Consider the following 13,955-nt stretch of genomic DNA (forward strand, 5'->3'; position numbering starts at 1 on the left):
CACGCGGGAGCTGTTCCCGCGTGGGTTGAGAGAAATGAAACAATCAGGGCGCGCGATACAGTTCGCCGCGCGCCGACACCGCCTCCCAGTTCTTCAGGTACGCATCGGCGACACGGGTGTCACCTCGCACCACGATGACGTTTTCCGCGTTGTACCGGGCCGCCTGTTGCGAATAGTTGTAGCTGCCGGTCTCGACTGTCGCCTCATCGACAACGAAATATTTCGAGTGGGTTGCCGGATAAGCGCTCACGACGCGAACCGGAATATCGGCGTATGCGAGCGCGCCGAGGGCAGCACGAGCGCGGCCGCTACGGTCCTCGTCGAAGTTGCTGCGCGCGTCGACAGTGACCGCGACGTCAACGCCGCGACGCTTCGCGGTGATGAGCGCGCGCGTTACCGTGGGCGCGGTGAACGAGTAGGCCAGCACTCGAATCGACTGACGGGCAGAGGCAATGGTGCGAAGCACGAGACTCTCCGCTCCGCCATCCGGCGAGAACGCAACTTCGATCTGCGGCACGGGTTGCGCGTGCGCACGCCTAGTTAGGGCGATCGATACACAACAGCACAACCACGCCACCAGAACCGCCCAACCGATTTGCTTCTTCATAATGATCTCCATAGGTAAGAAAACTAAAGGAACGACCTTGCTCACGTTCCGTGAGCGTGACCTTCAGATGCGCCATCGACGCGAACTGGCGAGTGAGCTAGCGGCTCGCCAGTGCTTTCGCCACATCACGGGCGGTTACGGTCAGAAGCCAGCGATCACACTCCTTCCGCGGCCACTTGGTGTACTCGGCAAATCCTTCCTTCTGCGGGACAGTCGAACTGGCGACTGCGACGAGAAAGCCAAAGCGATCGACGGGACTGCGCAGAAGCGCGCTGCTGGATTGAAGCGCAGTCCGGATCGCCGAAATCCCCACGTACGCCGGCATGTCAATCACCGACAACGCGTGCAGTGCAACATCGCGCACCGACGTGTTACCGGCTCCCTCCGAAGCAATGGCGAGGGTGGCCAAGCGCGCCCGGACTGACATCGCGTAGAACGAATCGCGAGCACCTTCCGGCAAGATGTCCGACGCGAGATGCGCCAGATCAATATTCAAAAGTGGCATTCAGGGGTCTCAAAAAAAGCGGCCCCGCTCTCTCTCGAGAATGGGGCCGACGTTCAGGGGTTCAGATGCAGGGCTTCGGATGCCCTGCCGGAAAGGTGTGGACTTGGCCATCCTTGCAGATGACCGCATCCGTTCTCATGGGCTGCCGCCTTTCGGCGGCGGCCTGCGCAACCACTGCGTAGCGGTAGGCAGACGCCGGCGGCTCGCCGCCGCCGTGCATCGCAATCAACAGCATCACCAGATTCGTCAGATCGTTCATCGAACCTTCCTCCGTCGACGGTTCAGGACGCGACGACGGCCGTAGCCGCCACCGTTACCCAGCGCCCGTCGATGAGCACGTCGCGCAGGCGCGAGCCGTTCAGCTCGTAGACGTGCTCCGTTCCCATGCGAGTGGGCTTCGGACGGATCGAGACCGTCAGGCTTCGAACCAGCGCAGCCGATTTGGACTTCAGTTTCATTGCGTTCCTCGGAAAGAAAAAAGGCGAGGAACGCCCCTGTGGGGAACGTTCCCCACCAGGGTTAAAAATGTGTGCTGCACTACCTCGCGAGTGCGGCCACGTCGATGACGGCGTCGGCCTCCGCAATCAGGTCTGGCGTTTGCGAGATGAAGAACTCCCGCGAATACCCTCCCTGACGCAGAACCTCGCGCTTCATGCGCATGAACTGCACCTTGCGATCGGGATCAAGCGGTCCATCCGACTCGTCGCTGAAGAGCGTCTCGTACGGCTGTCCCGCGTTGCCCGCGATATACAGAGCGACTCCACGTGTCAGGCTTTCGTTGATCCACACCTTCTGACCACCCGACATCACGCCGACCCCCTTGCTGCTGTCGTTTTCGGCGTCGTGCACGAGGATTTCGAAGCCCTCGCGCGTTTCACCATTGGCCAAGGTGCGCTGGGTCTGGATCTCGACCGTGAATCGCGTGCCGTAGCACGCGAGCAGCAGGTCATTCACCTTCTGCGTCAGTGCCGGGCCCGCGTCGTCGATCGTCAACGCGATCACGCCGTCGTTACCCAGCCCTTTCGCGAGCAGCTTCCACTTCGCGATCTCGTCGGAGATGCGCTCTGCGAGCGCCTGCGTCGCCGAAAACCCCTCCAGCTCACGCTCGAGAACGGCAATCGTTGCTTCGCGTGTCGCCTGGCTCCGGATCAATGCTTCGATCCGCGCATCCAGTCCCGTGCAAAGATCGCGACGGGCGACCAACTGACCATCGACGTCCGCAATCGCTTGCGTCACATCGACCGCCGCCAGGCGCGACACCTCCGCTTCGACCTCACGCAACAGCCCATTAAGGCGCGTCGACTCCGTCTCCCGACGGGCGGTCGCCTCGTTGCGCTCTACATCGAGCGATTCCAGTTCGGCATGGGCCTTCGTCAGCCCCGCCTCGGCAGCGTCCAGCAAGGGCTTCCGGGCACCAAGCTCGGTCGCACGCTGAAGCGCCTGACGTGCGGCCGTGACTTCCGCGTTCACACGCTGAAGCTCGGTACGCTTCACCGACAGCGTTGCGACGGCCGGCGCAAGTTGGTCCAGCTCCGACTTGTGTTGTCGATAGCGCGTCCGGAGATCCATCAGCGAGACGGTTTGAACGTCCACTTGATGCGCTGCACTCCTCGCTTGCGCGAGCAGCGGGCACGTCGCATGGATATCCAGCCCTGCGCACGGCACCGACCCGACCACCGACGATTGCTCGGTCAGGTTCCGAATCAGGACTGCCTTTGTCGTACCCTCCGATTCCAACCCGGAGAGCGTCGACTCGACAGTCGCCGCGCGCAACCGCTTCGCATCAAGCTCGTCGATCGCCTGCTGTAGGGGCTGGACCAGTGCTTCGGCCTTTCCGAGACAAAGCTGGGCTTCGTCGCGGGCAGCCGCGGCACCGCGGATCAGGTCGGCTTGCCGAACGACAGCTGCGTGGCCTGCGATGGTCTCGCGCAGCGCCGCTGCGCGTTGCATGAAGCGCTTCTCTTCGACCTGCTTGTCTCGCTCCAACGTCTGAAGCGAGACCTGCACCTCACCGCGCCGCGCACCGAGTTCACCCAAACGCGCCGCCGTGCCAGCGTTCTCGCCTTGCTTGGCAACGAGCACGGCGTGCTGTTGCGTCAGCGTGGCGATCTCCGCTTGGGCGGTCGTACGCTTTTCCCGTGCCGCGGCGATATCAGCTGCGTCGGTTGCGATGGCCTTGCGCATCTCTTCGACACGCTCGCGCTTGCCAGAGAACGCGGTGAGGTCCTGCTGCACCACACCGAGTTGCCGGCCGAGTACTTTCGCGACATCGGCAGCTTTCGTCGACAACGCACGAAGGTGATCGATCTTCAACAGCTCCGCGAGGAGCGCCTTGATCTCGGTCGCGCCGTAGGACGCGAGCGGTCGTCGGTTCTGTGCCGAGAACACGCTCGTGAAAAACGATTCAAGCGAGCCGCAGATCGCGTCAACACATCGATCGTAGGTTTCGCTCTTACCGTCCGACACGGTGCCATCCGGAAGCGAGACCGGCCGCCACTCCCCGTCCATCGAGCGATAGAACAGGAAGTAATCCGCTTTGCCCGTCTTGCCCGGCTTGCGGAATGCGAAGGTCGACCGATAGCGCAGGCCGTCGTGCTCCCATTCGAACTCCTTACGCGCCTGCACGCCGCAGACGTGATCCCAGTACGAGAACGCATCAACGGACAGCTTCGACGCGCGCGACGGCATGATTCGGTACGGGTGCAGGTTGTCCATGATCGTCGTCTTGCCGGCGCCGTTCGGCCCCGTCAACGCGATCAACCCATTGGGCAACGACTCCAGATCGAGTTCCACGCTGTCGCGCTTCATCCCGTCCCGGACGCCAGTGAACCCTTCGAGCAGCAGTCTCAGAGGTCGCATGACTGGATCTCCGAAAGTGAGATGGGCTGCGAATATTCATCGGGAAAGAAAAACGGGATTTCGTCGTCATCGACGGCGAGCGTCGGCTCAGGCCGGGAAGCCGGCTTGCCCAACGTGCCGGCAACCGCTGCCTCCACGATTCCACAGAGCCGACGGAACACGTCCGACGTCTGCTTGAGCACCGAATCCCAATCGGGACAACCCGTGAGAATCTGCAGCTCGCGGCCGGACCATTGACCCGAGTACCCCGAGTCGAACGACCACAACAGGTTCTGCAGCTCGACGCCCGGTGTAACGACGATCTCAGCCTCGTCGGCTTCGATCGCATGGGCCATCACGAACAGACCATCGCGTTGCGCGATGACGGCGCCTCGCTGGACACCGAACGGTTGGTGGAAAAGTGCCGCCGTGCATCCGCCATGTTCGACGAGAAGCTTCTGCAGCGATTTCGCGTCGGTCGACGCGGTAAAGGTCTGGGCCCAACGGACACCAGCAGGATAGAGACCAAACATGAGCACACTCCTGTTGATAGCCGACCAAAACTGACCCGTTTGCAGCAAGTTTTTTCATCGAAAATTGACCCACATGTTCGAATGCCTGCTTGGGACGCCAAGCAGGAGAACCGGAGTGATTACGGTGAGCATGTTGGCCAAAATCCGGCGGATGCACTTCCGCGATGGCGTCCCTCTCCGGGACATTTCTCGACGTACCGGGCTGTCCAGAAACACGATCCGACGATGGCTTCGAGAGCCGTCCACTGGCGAGCCAAAGTATCCGAAACGTGCCAGCAAGAGCGTGATCGACGCTTGGGCAGAACAACTGCGTCAGTGGTTGATTGCTGACTCACGCCGTCCGAAACGGGATCGGCGGACAGCAACACAGATGTACGAGGAGTTGCGCGCTGCTGGCTACGACGGGAGCTATCAACGCGTCTGCGCATTCGTGAGGAGCTGGAAACAGGAGCGGGATGAAGGTCCGCAGCGCGGTGCGTTCGTGCCTATGTCATTCGAATATGGGGATGCGTTCCAGTTTGACTGGAGCTGCGAATACGTCTTCATCTGTGGGCTGCGCCGGCGCCTCGAAGTGGCACATGTAAAGCTCGCTGCAAGCCGGGCATTCTGGCTGGTTGGGTACCACACCCAAAGTCACGAAATGTTGTTCGATGCGCACGCCCGCGCCTTCGTCGCGTTCGGCGGAGTGCCGCGTCGCGGCATTTACGACAACATGAAAACTGCGGTCGACAAAGTTGGCCCCGGCAAGGAGCGGGCGATCAACGCTCGTTTCCATGCAATGTGCAACCACTACCTGTTCGAGCCCGAATTCTGCAATCGAGCCGCTGGCTGGGAGAAAGGAGTCGTCGAGAAAAACGTTCAGGATCGTCGTCGCCAGATCTGGCATGAGGCAATCCGGATGCGTTGGGAGTCACTCGATGTCCTTAATATATGGCTAGCGGAGCGCTGCCGTCAGGCATGGCACGAACTGAGGCATCCTCAATGGCCTGAGTTGACGGTGGCAGAAGCACTGCAAGACGAACAGCCGCGGTTGATGCAAAACCCGAAGCCCTTCGACGGCTACATCGAGCAGCCGGTGCGGGTATCAGCAACCAGCCTGATCCACTTCCAGCGCAATCGCTACAGCGTGCCGACCGAGTATGCGAACCACGTCGTCAGCTTGCGTACGTATCCGGCCTTCCTGAGCATCGTGGCAGATGGCGCAGAAATCGCCCGACATACTCGGAGCTTTGACCGCTACCAGACGTTCTACGACTGGCGCCACTACGTCAATCTAGTAACGCGGAAACCCGGTGCATTAAGGAACGGTGCACCGTTCCTAACCATGCCCGAGCCAATGCTGCGCCTGCAGCGTCACCTCCTACGACAAGAAGGTGGCGATCGCGTAATGGTTCAAGTGTTGGCCGCAACCCCGATTCACGGCCTCGACGCCGTGTTAGTTGCGGTTGAGCTGGCTTTAGAGTCAGGCCGCCCCAGCGGGGAGCACGTGTTGAATATCCTTGCCCGGCTCAAATCCCCACCAGCCCGCAAGGGCGAGAAGGTCAAAACCGCACTGACGTTGCAAATCGAGCCATTAGCTGACGTTCACCGCTACGAACAGCTCCGCCCACGCCCAAACGAGGAGGATGGTCATGTCGAATGAAACTGCCGCCCAGCTGAGGGCGTTGAAGCTGCACGGTATGGCCCAAACGTGGCCGGAACTGCTGGCTCAGGCGAGACACAGCGACTTTGCTCCGGAGGCGTTCATGCAAGCCTTGTTGAAAGCAGAGATCGCGGAGCGAGCGGTCCGTTCGATCAACTATCAGATGACGGCTGCGCGATTCCCCGCTCATCGAGACATCGCCAACTTCGACTTCAGTCAGTCAAACCTTGATGAAAATCTGGTGCGGGAACTGCACACGATCAAGTTCTGCGAGTCGGCACAGAACATCGTCTTTATCGGTGGTCCTGGCACTGGCAAGACACACCTCGCGACCGCGTTTGGTATTGAGGCCGTGCAGCAACACGCCAAGCGCGTCCGCTTCTTTACAACCGTGGAGCTGGTCAATCAGCTAGAACTTGAGAAAGCAGCGGGCAAGGCGGGACAGATCGCGAATCGACTGATGTACGTTGACGCCGTGATCCTCGATGAGCTTGGCTATCTACCCTTCACGCAAACAGGCGGGGCCTTGCTCTTCCATCTGTTCTCGAAGCTTTATGAGAGGACGAGCATCATCGTTACGACCAATCTGAGCTTTACCGAGTGGTCGAACGTCTTCGGCGATGCGAAGATGACGACGGCCCTACTCGACCGCCTAACGCACCACTGCCACATAGTCGAAACGGGGAATGATTCGTGGCGCTTCAAGAACAGCACGGCGGGGCAGCCCACAAAGCGGGCTGCCCCAAGAAAAACAACGAGCAAACCCGCAGAAAACGAGGAGATTGACGCACCAAACTAGTGTTTCTGATGTTTGAGGGGTGGGTCAGTTTTAGATGAAAAAAGTGGGTCAGTTTCGGATGAACATCAACAGCCGATGTTGTCCGCGGCTTCCTTGGTGTCGTACACCATCACCAGGCGGCTCTGCGGGTTCACGCTCACGCGGCCCATCGGCGATTTCAGCTTGTCGATCTCCGCCGTGATTGCGGCAATCTGATCGAAGTCACCTTCGCGACCAGTCGACGTTTGCGCCGAGAACGACCCGGTGTTGCCGCCCGAGCTGCCGCCACCGCCGCTACCCGACTGATTGCCGGTCGACGTGTCCATCCCCTTGCTCATCGTCGACTTGATCGACACCTTGCCCGGGATCGCGGCGATCTGGTACATGCGGGTGACGAACCGGTTCACGTTGATCGTGCTGCCGTCGAACGACCAGTCGAGTCCCAGGTCGGTCGTCATGTTCCGCATATACATGCCGGTCTTGCCCGAGAACGCCTGGCGGTAGATCGGCTCTTCGGTTCGGGTGCCGTTGTTCTGCCCCTTCGACTCGGTTTGGCCGGGCACCAGCGAGTCGCGCGGTACGAACACGTCCGGGCTCAGATGCACCGGATAGCCCGTCGCCGTCGAAATCAGCGTGGCGATCTGCTTGATGCCGAGGTTCGCGGGCAATGTGACCGTCTTGTCGCGGAACACGGCGGGCAGTGTCGCCTCGTAGGCGAGCGGCACCAGCCGGTCACCCAGGAACGCGGTGGGCACGTCCTCGACCAGCGCCATTGGGGCCGGCCCCTTACCGAGCGCGTCCGAGATCGTGCGGTGAGCGGCGTCGTAGCTGTCGTTGACGTCCTGCTGCGTCACGGCGCAGCCAGCGGCCATCAACGCGGCCGCGATCGCGACGGCAGATTTCAAAAGGTGAACACGCATAGTTCTCAATCCTGGCAATTGCCCGCGCGTGCGATCACGCGGATGACGTTATTCGAGTGGCGGCACGCGCGCGTCGGCGTGCGCATGTGGTTCGTGGCCTTCATCACCTGCTGCAGCACGGAGGTGAAGTCGCCACTGAAGGACGCGTTGAACTCCAGCGGCAGGTCGTCGTCGATCTTCCACGCCAGTTGCCAACCCTGCTGCTGCAGCCAGCGGTCAAGCGCGTCGCGCAGATTTACGTCCGCCGGCGTGACAGAGAAGGTCAGCGTACCGCTCGCGATCGGGGCACCTGCGCCCGGCAGAACGACGGCGGCGACGTCGGTCGACGCGGCCGCGGTTGTGCTCGCCGGCGTCGGCTGCAGCTGCGCCTGCTTCGGGCTCTCTGCAACCGCCGGCGCCGCTTTCGGCGCAGAGGCAAGCACCTGCCAGCCGTCGGTGTCGATGGATTTGGTGACGGGATCGGTCGCAGCGTGTGCCGCGATGTTCAACACGGCCAGCGCCGCCGCAACGATCGCGCGAACCCGCGCCTGATTCGAATGTGTCTTCTGCATGGTTACCGGCCCTGTTGCATAAAGCGGCGATAGATCGCGCTGGCGTAGACGAGCTGCTTGGACGGCGTCACAGCGTTATAGGCACCGACCGCTTTCCAGTTCGGCCCGAAGCGACGCACGTTCGACGCGAGGATCCACGCACCCACGTAGGCGCTGACGCAGCCGTTGAAGAGGTGCTCGCGGCGGATGCCGTAGCGCGCCAGCGTCGGCAGCCACGACGTGTTGATCTGCATGAGGCCAATGTCCTCGCTGCCATTCGTGTTCCTGTTCACGGCGCCCGGGCGCATCCCGGACTCGTGCTGCGCGATCACGCGCAGCAGCCGCGGATTCACGCGATGGAAGGTCGCCGCGTCGTCAAGACAATCCGCGCGACTCGGCACTGCAGTGAACGCCAACACCGCCGCTACGATCGGTACGATGCGCATCACGAGGTCGGCCCTCCGTTCGCCTGCAGGGTGGCGGCCGGTACTTCGCGGTAGACCACCTCCTTGCGACGCTTGACGTGGATCGTGTTGCCGTCGGCTGTGACCGTGAACAGATCGGACGTGCCTTCGAACATGAAGTAACGCCCCTTCTGCTCGCCGATGCCCAGGTTTCGTGTGTCCGTCACACCGACCCGAACGACCGACTCAGCGAACTTGAAGTACGTGCGACCTTCTCGATCGAACACCGCCTCGAGCTTTGCCGCGTTCGGCAAATCGAAGTCGTATACGGTCTTCGCATCACGCATGACCTCGACGCGGTTCGACTCGTCAGCAACCACAAAGCGCTCTGCCCGATCAATCGTCAGCACGCTCGTGGTGTCATCCCAGCTCGTGCGCAGCACCTTCCCATCGGGCGCCTTGAACGTGACGGTCTTGGCCGGCTTCGACGTGAAGCGGATCTGCATGTGCGTGCCGTCGCCGTCCCGGATCGCCTGCGCGCCGAAGCGTTCAGCCAAGCGAGACACCGGCGGCGGTTCGGCCGTGACGCGCGCGACAACGCTGTTCAACCCGGCCTCGTCCACATCACGGCCCGACGACGCGTAGTTCAGCGCGGCAGATTTCGGCGCGTCGCGATGCAAACGCACATGTCGCGCACCGAAATCGACGTCGGCATACAGCCCGGTTTGCGTCATCAAGCGATCAAGCGCCTGCATCCAGTTTTCGCCCTCACGCGTGCCGAACTGCTCGGAAGTCGTCAGGTCCACGTCTTTCTGCGCCGACCCCGTCCAGCCCTGCGGAACGAGCGCCTTGACGAAGCCGCCAACCGTCATCGACGCGTGAAGAGCGCGGACAGGTGCAAGCGCGGAGCGCGTACCGATCATCACGAGCCGGTTGGTGAAGCCATCGAAGCCGGCCGGCTGATCGTCTTTCATCGCAGCCAGTGCGCCGCTCCCACCGATGAACGTGTTCGCCTTCTTCCAGCGGGCCGTGGCCGAGTGGGCACCGACCTTGTAGGTGATCGATGACGGCGTACCCTCGACAACCACGTACGGGCCTTCGGTATGGCCGCCCTCGGCGACGATGACCTGGCCCGCGCGCGGCTGGATGTAGGTCTTCTCCCCATCGTTGAAGATGAGCGCCGGCCGCTCGGAGATGCCGCCGAGGATGTCGTAGTCGAAATCAAACGGATCGGTATTTGCCGCCGATGCGGCCCCGCACACGATCGCCAATGCGGCGCACGCGAGAGTCTTGGTCGTGTGCTTCACAGGCCTGCCTCGATCATGGAAAGGTGTCGGACGAACCGCGCGAGGTACGAGCGACCGGGATTGGGGTTCGCGCTGTGGTAATAGGCGACGGCCTTCGCGACCGAGTCGGTGCGAGCGAAGTTTTCGGTGAGGATCGCTTCCGCGACCGCAACGTTCGTCGCGGGTGCGAGCGCATCCCACGCTGACGCAAAGCGCTTGCCGTGGTAGCACCAGTTCACCTGCATAAGGCCCACATCGAAATTGCAGCGCTCGCGCGCGAGCAGCAGTTCGATCGCCTTATAGGCTTCCTCGCGCGACTTGAAGAAGTAGCCCTGGCCCGCGACGTTCAACGTCCACGGCCATGCGCGACCGCGGTAGTTGGATTCGTTCAGCGCGATCCCGGCGAGAATCTTCGGATCGACATTCGTGTGCAGCAGCTCGAACGGGACGACCGCGCGGGAGCACGCCCAACCGCCCCGCCGCTCAGCGAGCGCCGCCTGCGCGCCGTCGTCGAGGACAAGCGGCTGCAGCCAGCCTCGCTCAATGAAGAGATCGTCCAGCGCAACATCGCGGCCGTCGATCGATACGGTGACGCCCGTGCTTGGCGAACTGCGCACGGTCTGCCCGATCAGGGGCGACGCCCATTCGACGAACGCGTCGAGGCCGCAGTAATAGACCGGCTTGCCGGGCAACATCGCGACCTGACGCGTCTGCCCGTCTTGAATGACGACGCTCACCGGGCTGATCACCTGCGCGATCACCGCCGCTTGCGCACATGCGCTCGCGACAGTCACGGCGGTGAGGAATGCCATGCGCCTGATCATCGCGGCCCCCGATACTGTTCGAGCACCATGTCGCGATTGATCTTGAGCATGAAGTGGCGCTCGCCCGGCGAGGAGTTGATCGTCGGCGGGATGTTTTTGAAGCGATCGAGCACCGACTGCGCCGTTTGTGCCGCGATCTGTCCGCCCGTGCTGCCAACTTGAGTGACGCCAAGCGGGCCCGTCGTAGTGCTCTGGTCGCCGCTGGAGAATCGCCTCACCAGAATGGCGGTCAGGAAAGACGTCGAATAGATCTTCCAGAAGTGGTTGTTCACATGGCCGCTGAATCCGGCCGCACCGTCGCCGTCTGCGCCTTGCGCGCCATACAGCGGCACGTGCTTGCCGTTCGGCAGCCGCATTTCTGCGCCAGCGACGAGAATCGACTCCTGCCCCGGCTCAATGTCCGAGCTGTACGGCGCAACGATCGTAGTGCCCCACGGAATCACCAGGCATCGGCCATCGCCGTTGTTCGCGTACACGTCGGTCTCGACGGTCAGCGACGCGGTGCCGGGACGATCCGAGTTGAGCTCCTCGTTTGAGAGAACTGGGATCTTTGCCGGCGGCGACAGCGTGCAGCCCGTCGACTGGCCGACAAAGCCCGATCGCGGGAAATCCTTGTCGCCCTCGCTAATCTTCGCGACGTCGTGCAAGAACGCGTTATCGCGCTGTTGCGTGGTCATGGGACCAGCCGCCTGCCCCCCACGCGAAGCCAGTGCGGCCTGCGCCGTCGCGTCCTTCATCGCAGCGTCCTGAGCCGCCGCCTGCTGCAACAGCATCTGTTGCGGCGAGATGATGCCGTTCGGCAACTGCGGTTGCTGCGGCTGTCCTTCCTTGACCTTGACGCCGGCCCGGAAGATCGGCGACACAAAGATGCTGTCCTGGTCGACCGCGGCTTTGAGGTCTGCCGTGCCAGCGCTCGGCAACACCGCGTCAGCCGACAGCGTCGGCTTCTTCGCGTTCGCGGCAGCTGCAGCACTGGCCGCCGCAGCTGCATCAGCTGCGCGCCGGCGTGCCTCCGCCTGTTGCTCTTCGATGATCTTGTCGACGTCGGCCTTGTTGCCATTGCTTTTGTCGACCACTTCAGCAGCGCGTTCGCGCTTGGCCCGCAGGGCCTCCTCTTCCGACTTGTTTGCTTGTTGGGTCTGCGTATAAAACCCCAGCGCGCCGATTGCAACGGCCGCAATCCCGCCAACCGCGATGATGACGTTGCGCGGGACCTTGCCCTTGAACAGGGCTTTCTCGTCCGCGCTGGTCGGATCGGTCTGCTTTGCCATACCGTCCTCAGAATCCGAACAGACCGCGACGGCCGCGAGTGATCGTCACTTCCTCGCCCGGTCGCGTGAGCTTTACCTCGTCGGCCAGTCGCTGGATGACGATGTACGGGCCGCGGCGGATAAAGTTCGGGCTGACGATGTCACCACCGTCCTTGATGGTCGGCACCGCAAACGGCGTGCGCGGCGGCATCCGAATCCAGATGAACGTGCCGTCGTCGAAGACTGTCTCGGGCTTGAGCGAGTTGGTGCCGGACACGGAGTACTCGAAGTTCAGCTTGTCGGGGGACACGCCGATCGGGCCGGAGTCAGATTGGCCAGGATGTTCGGCATCCTGGTCGTCGCCGGCCGCGTTACCGCGCGCGCGTACCTTCGTCATCAGCGAATTCGGGTAGTTGAAGCGCACGTTCTGATAGAACAGACCACCCAGCGGCGACGAAACGAGCGTCAGCTCGTACTCGCGCTTGTTCGTGCTCAGGTGCAGCGTGTTGACGAGGCCCGGCTTGGTCGGCTTCACGTACACGTGGTTCGCGCCGTCGGTATCGAGAACCCACTGCACCGAGTCGCCCATCGCCGGCTCGCTGATCAGGCTTTCCCCACGCTCGAGCTCGATGGTCGTCAGCTTCAGCGGCGCAGTCATCACACGGAAGATCTTGTCGCGGCTGTACGAAAACACGGCCATGCGCGCGTCGCCCGGCATCGTGATCGGATCCGCGCCCGAGTTGTACGGATTCACCGGGCTCATCGCATCGCCGATGATGCTGCCGACGTCGAAGTTCGGGATCGGGGAAACCAGACTCGCTGCATTCTTCGCGGCGAACGCATTGGCCGACGCCGCGACCATCGCGAGCGCGCCCCAGGTCAGGAGGGAACGTGTTCGTTTCATGCGCCGGTTTTTTGCAGGGTGAAGAACGGGTAGTAGAGGCCGTATGGATTCGTGCCCAGCACGTCTTCCGCGGTCGGAGGGATGATCTGGTAGCGCATCGTCAACGCGAAGCGGATGTCGACCGGCTTGTCGGTCGGTGATTGCCGAGTCGAGGTCGTGAACTCGACGACGACCGTCGAATCCTCAAGCAGCGACACGTTCGTGACTTTGGTCTCGCGGACGAGCTTCGGGTTGGTCGTGATCTGGTCGAACGGCTTGTCGTCGCTGATCCAAGTTGCGAACTGATTCTTCGCGTTGCCGACCATCTTCGCCTTGACTGCGTTGATGTTCTTGGCGAGCCGGGACGTGCGGATATCGTCGGTCAAGACCGGCTCGATCGTGAACCAGTGCTCGACGTCCTGCTTGATCGCCGTGCGCTTCGCCTGGTCGTCCGGGTTGTATGCAGCCAACTGCTTGACGAGCGGGTTGCCGCCGGCGTCTGACGAAACACCATACGACCGGACGACCGACGGCGGCGGTTGGCGGGTGTAGACGGCACCGCCCGCGATGATCGCGAGAATGAAGCAGAAGGTCTTCCAGTGATTGACTTCGACGCGCAGACGAGTCCCCTGATCGAAGATGATCTTTTCGGGATCCTCGTTCGAGAAGTGGCCGGGCGCCGGCGACAGGGCGACCTGCTTCTTGTTACGGGGAAAGAGTCTGGGGAGTCGCATCACGGAGTTCCAATTGGGACGGATCAATTGGAACAGCCGGGGCGACAACGGCACTTGGGAAAAGAGCCGTCATTTCAGGGACCTTTTCGCGACGCCAGCAACCATCTTGAGACCGAACATGTCATGCGCAGTTGAAATCCGCTTGCCAGCGCTGTCCCGTTCGAGCGATGGCGTTGAGCGTGATGAGCAGCTTGCGCATGCATGCGACGAGAGCGACCTTT

The 13,955-nt window shown here is 62.1% G+C and carries 15 protein-coding genes and 2 pseudogenes; 2 read left to right on the plus strand and 15 right to left on the minus strand.

Annotated features, from left to right (window positions below):
• Positions 1 to 43 precede the first annotated feature (43 nt).
• The 6 genes from G3N64_RS25610 to G3N64_RS25635 form a co-directional block, all read right to left on the minus strand.
• Positions 44 to 607: a phospholipase D family protein gene (locus G3N64_RS25610; protein WP_205786398.1), complete on the minus strand. Its 564-nt coding sequence runs from the start codon at positions 605 to 607 to the stop codon at positions 44 to 46.
• Positions 608 to 704: 97 nt separating this feature from the next.
• Entirely contained in the window at positions 705 to 1,112 is a 408-nt protein-coding gene (locus G3N64_RS25615) for a hypothetical protein (RefSeq protein ID WP_205786399.1), read from the minus strand.
• 61 nt (positions 1,113 to 1,173) lie between these two features.
• Complete coding sequence (locus tag G3N64_RS25620; RefSeq protein WP_205786400.1) at positions 1,174 to 1,371, minus strand: hypothetical protein; 198 nt, start codon at positions 1,369 to 1,371, stop codon at positions 1,174 to 1,176.
• Between the two features lie 22 nt (positions 1,372 to 1,393).
• Complete coding sequence (locus G3N64_RS25625) at positions 1,394 to 1,570, minus strand: hypothetical protein (protein WP_205786401.1); 177 nt, start codon at positions 1,568 to 1,570, stop codon at positions 1,394 to 1,396.
• A 79-nt stretch (positions 1,571 to 1,649) separates the two neighbouring features.
• Positions 1,650 to 3,971 carry an SMC family ATPase gene (locus G3N64_RS25630; protein ID WP_205786402.1) on the minus strand — a complete coding sequence of 774 codons (2,322 nt, stop codon included), beginning with the start codon at positions 3,969 to 3,971 and terminating at the stop codon, positions 1,650 to 1,652.
• Positions 3,959 to 4,483: a hypothetical protein gene (locus tag G3N64_RS25635; protein WP_205786403.1), complete on the minus strand. Its 525-nt coding sequence runs from the start codon at positions 4,481 to 4,483 to the stop codon at positions 3,959 to 3,961. The genes G3N64_RS25630 and G3N64_RS25635 overlap by 13 nt, the downstream gene beginning before the upstream one ends.
• A gap of 124 nt (positions 4,484 to 4,607) precedes the next feature.
• On the opposite strand from G3N64_RS25635, the gene istA reads away from it, so the two are divergent.
• Positions 4,608 to 6,125, plus strand: a complete 1,518-nt coding sequence (istA, locus tag G3N64_RS25640) for an IS21 family transposase (RefSeq protein ID WP_205786414.1) — start codon at positions 4,608 to 4,610, stop codon at positions 6,123 to 6,125.
• Entirely contained in the window at positions 6,115 to 6,924 is an 810-nt protein-coding gene (gene istB, locus G3N64_RS25645; RefSeq protein ID WP_205786404.1) for an IS21-like element helper ATPase IstB, read from the plus strand. The genes istA and istB overlap by 11 nt, the downstream gene beginning before the upstream one ends.
• Before the next feature lie 71 nt (positions 6,925 to 6,995).
• On the opposite strand, the pseudogene G3N64_RS25650 reads toward istB, so the two are convergent.
• The 9 genes and pseudogenes from G3N64_RS25650 to G3N64_RS40455 form a co-directional block, all read right to left on the minus strand.
• Positions 6,996 to 7,823: pseudogene (locus tag G3N64_RS25650) on the minus strand (secretin N-terminal domain-containing protein); the annotation flags it as partial.
• Positions 7,824 to 7,828: 5 nt separating this feature from the next.
• Positions 7,829 to 8,374, minus strand: a complete 546-nt coding sequence (locus G3N64_RS25655) for a toxin co-regulated pilus biosynthesis Q family protein (protein WP_205786405.1) — start codon at positions 8,372 to 8,374, stop codon at positions 7,829 to 7,831.
• A gap of 2 nt (positions 8,375 to 8,376) precedes the next feature.
• Positions 8,377 to 8,799, minus strand: coding sequence for a lytic transglycosylase domain-containing protein (locus G3N64_RS25660; protein WP_205786415.1), 423 nt, complete (start codon positions 8,797 to 8,799; stop codon positions 8,377 to 8,379).
• A complete protein-coding gene (locus G3N64_RS25665) occupies positions 8,799 to 10,064 on the minus strand; it encodes a TrbG/VirB9 family P-type conjugative transfer protein (RefSeq protein ID WP_205786406.1) in 1,266 nt (421 codons plus the stop codon). Before G3N64_RS25665 ends, G3N64_RS25660 begins: the two co-directional genes overlap by 1 nt.
• Positions 10,061 to 10,867 carry a transglycosylase SLT domain-containing protein gene (locus G3N64_RS25670; protein WP_205786407.1) on the minus strand — a complete coding sequence of 269 codons (807 nt, stop codon included), beginning with the start codon at positions 10,865 to 10,867 and terminating at the stop codon, positions 10,061 to 10,063. The genes G3N64_RS25665 and G3N64_RS25670 overlap by 4 nt, the downstream gene beginning before the upstream one ends.
• The gene (locus G3N64_RS25675; protein WP_205786408.1) at positions 10,864 to 12,138 is read right to left on the minus strand and encodes a TrbI/VirB10 family protein; all 1,275 of its coding nucleotides are present in this window, start codon (positions 12,136 to 12,138) and stop codon (positions 10,864 to 10,866) included. Before G3N64_RS25675 ends, G3N64_RS25670 begins: the two co-directional genes overlap by 4 nt.
• 7 nt (positions 12,139 to 12,145) lie before the next feature.
• A complete protein-coding gene (locus tag G3N64_RS25680) occupies positions 12,146 to 13,021 on the minus strand; it encodes a TrbG/VirB9 family P-type conjugative transfer protein (protein WP_205786409.1) in 876 nt (291 codons plus the stop codon).
• Positions 13,018 to 13,734, minus strand: a complete 717-nt coding sequence (locus G3N64_RS25685; protein ID WP_205786410.1) for a type IV secretion system protein — start codon at positions 13,732 to 13,734, stop codon at positions 13,018 to 13,020. The genes G3N64_RS25680 and G3N64_RS25685 overlap by 4 nt, the downstream gene beginning before the upstream one ends.
• A 121-nt stretch (positions 13,735 to 13,855) precedes the next feature.
• Positions 13,856 to 13,955: pseudogene (locus G3N64_RS40455) on the minus strand (IS110 family transposase); the annotation flags it as partial.

The organism is Burkholderia sp. Ac-20344 (assembly GCF_017104975.1).
Taxonomy (GTDB): Bacteria; Pseudomonadota; Gammaproteobacteria; order Burkholderiales; family Burkholderiaceae; genus Burkholderia.

What these genes read in the sequence shown, in the direction of transcription:
- G3N64_RS25610 (WP_205786398.1), bottom strand. Translation starts at nt 607, where the DNA reads ATGAAGAAGCAAATCGGTTGGGCGGTTCTGGTGGCGTGGTTGTGCTGT.
- G3N64_RS25615 (WP_205786399.1), bottom strand. Translation starts at nt 1,112, where the DNA reads ATGCCACTTTTGAATATTGATCTGGCGCATCTCGCGTCGGACATCTTG.
- G3N64_RS25620 (WP_205786400.1), bottom strand. Translation starts at nt 1,371, where the DNA reads ATGAACGATCTGACGAATCTGGTGATGCTGTTGATTGCGATGCACGGC.
- G3N64_RS25625 (WP_205786401.1), bottom strand. Translation starts at nt 1,570, where the DNA reads ATGAAACTGAAGTCCAAATCGGCTGCGCTGGTTCGAAGCCTGACGGTC.
- G3N64_RS25630 (WP_205786402.1), bottom strand. Translation starts at nt 3,971, where the DNA reads ATGCGACCTCTGAGACTGCTGCTCGAAGGGTTCACTGGCGTCCGGGAC.
- G3N64_RS25635 (WP_205786403.1), bottom strand. Translation starts at nt 4,483, where the DNA reads ATGTTTGGTCTCTATCCTGCTGGTGTCCGTTGGGCCCAGACCTTTACC.
- istB (WP_205786404.1), top strand. Translation starts at nt 6,115, where the DNA reads ATGTCGAATGAAACTGCCGCCCAGCTGAGGGCGTTGAAGCTGCACGGT.
- G3N64_RS25655 (WP_205786405.1), bottom strand. Translation starts at nt 8,374, where the DNA reads ATGCAGAAGACACATTCGAATCAGGCGCGGGTTCGCGCGATCGTTGCG.
- G3N64_RS25660 (WP_205786415.1), bottom strand. Translation starts at nt 8,799, where the DNA reads ATGCGCATCGTACCGATCGTAGCGGCGGTGTTGGCGTTCACTGCAGTG.
- G3N64_RS25670 (WP_205786407.1), bottom strand. Translation starts at nt 10,867, where the DNA reads ATGATCAGGCGCATGGCATTCCTCACCGCCGTGACTGTCGCGAGCGCA.
- G3N64_RS25675 (WP_205786408.1), bottom strand. Translation starts at nt 12,138, where the DNA reads ATGGCAAAGCAGACCGATCCGACCAGCGCGGACGAGAAAGCCCTGTTC.
- G3N64_RS25680 (WP_205786409.1), bottom strand. Translation starts at nt 13,021, where the DNA reads ATGAAACGAACACGTTCCCTCCTGACCTGGGGCGCGCTCGCGATGGTC.
- G3N64_RS25685 (WP_205786410.1), bottom strand. Translation starts at nt 13,734, where the DNA reads ATGCGACTCCCCAGACTCTTTCCCCGTAACAAGAAGCAGGTCGCCCTG.